The following is a 1404-nucleotide window of genomic DNA, read 5'->3' as shown; positions in this document are numbered from 1 at the left end:
CAGTTCTACTCGCACCTGTGCTGGACAAGCCAGCACCGACAGTGCGGGCATCGGATGGGCGCCGTCTCGAGGATGTGCGCGAGAATGGCTCGCCGGACGGCCGGCAGTGTCGGATGGGGCGGCGGTCCGCCGGTGCGGCTCGGCCTTGTTTCCCCGCTCCGGCGCGGCGGCGAGCCGAAGGTGCTGGAGAAACGCCAAGGCGATCATCACCAGGACCGCATGATGGTGCAGGCCGGGCCAGCTCCGGCCCTCGAAGTGACCGAGGCCGAGCTCCTCCTTCATCTGCTGGTGCCCCTGTTCGCACACCCAGCGCGCCTTGATCCAGGACGCTAGCGCGCGCAGGGACGTGTCGGGCGGCAGGTTGCTCAGATAGTACTTGGTCTCGCCGCCGCCCCGGCGCTCCCCGACCAGCCAGACCTCGTCGCCCGGCAGGTGCTTGCCCTGGCGCGCCGCCGGCCCATCGGCCACACGCACCCGCATCGCGGCGAACCGGGCGCTCAGCGCCCCCTTGGTGCCGGTGCGCCACGTGAGCCGGCGCCAGGACGCCCGCCTGAGCATGCTTGCCGCCGAAACGGGATCCTCGCTGGGCACCGGGTGCTTGCGCGGCCGCCCCGTGGCGGATCTCGGCCAGGAGAGGGTCACGGCGGGGGGGTAGACGTTCTGCACGCACACCGTGCCGACCGCCCACCGCAGTCCCCGCTCGCTCAGCGCGCGCCGGAACGCCGCGCTGCTGCCGTAGCCGGCGTCGGCGACGACGCAGCCGAAGCGCACCCCGGTGGCCAGCACGCGATCCAGCTCCTCGATCGCCAGCTCGGGCTTGGAGCGCGGTTCCTGCCGATCCTCCGGCACCTGGGCGCGCCGGCAGCGCTCAGGCTTGCTGGTCCACTCCTCGGGCAGGAACAGGCGCATGACGATCGGGACCGGCACCTCGTGGCGGGCCAGGGTGAGGGTGACCAGGACCTGGCAGTTGGCGTTCTTGCCCAGCGCGCCGGCATACTGCGGGGCGACGCCGACGGACTGCTCGCCCTTCTTCGGCAGCGCGGTGTCGTCGATGGCCAGGATGGCATCCGGCCCGCCGACCAGCCGGTCGGCCTTTCGGGCCAGGATCGTTTCCAGCCTCGCCGTGTCCCAGGCGCGGCTGGCGATGAAGTTGTGCAGCTGGTCGTAGTCGCCGGGCGTCAGCTCGGCCGCGATCGGCTGCACGCTCTTGCGTTCGGTGCGTCCGTATAGACCCCGGATGTACACCGGGGCCCAACGCCGCCGGGCCTTATGGCCCAGGGCGTCGAGAAACGGTTCCAGCCACGTGCTCAGTTCGGCTTCCCATGTCTGCACCTCCAGCATGACCGCCTCCGGCTCCGGCCATCTCCTGGGCAGGACAACAGGTCTTGCCTCGCCTAATTACGC

1 protein-coding gene is annotated in these 1404 nt (G+C 71.2%); it reads right to left on the bottom strand.

All coding sequences use genetic code 11. From position 1 onward, the window contains the following. Positions 1-1341 (bottom strand): IS701 family transposase (locus JUB13_RS30960; protein WP_236025358.1); only part of this gene is annotated, 1341 nt, incomplete at its 3' end. Between the last annotated feature and the right edge of the window lie 63 nt (positions 1342-1404).

Origin of the sequence: Arenibaculum pallidiluteum (genome assembly GCF_017355985.1) — a bacterium.
GTDB classification, from domain to species: Bacteria; Pseudomonadota; Alphaproteobacteria; order Azospirillales; family Azospirillaceae; genus Arenibaculum; species Arenibaculum pallidiluteum.
The sequence above is the reverse complement of the archived record's forward strand: the minus strand, read 5'-3'. Positions and strand labels throughout refer to the sequence as shown.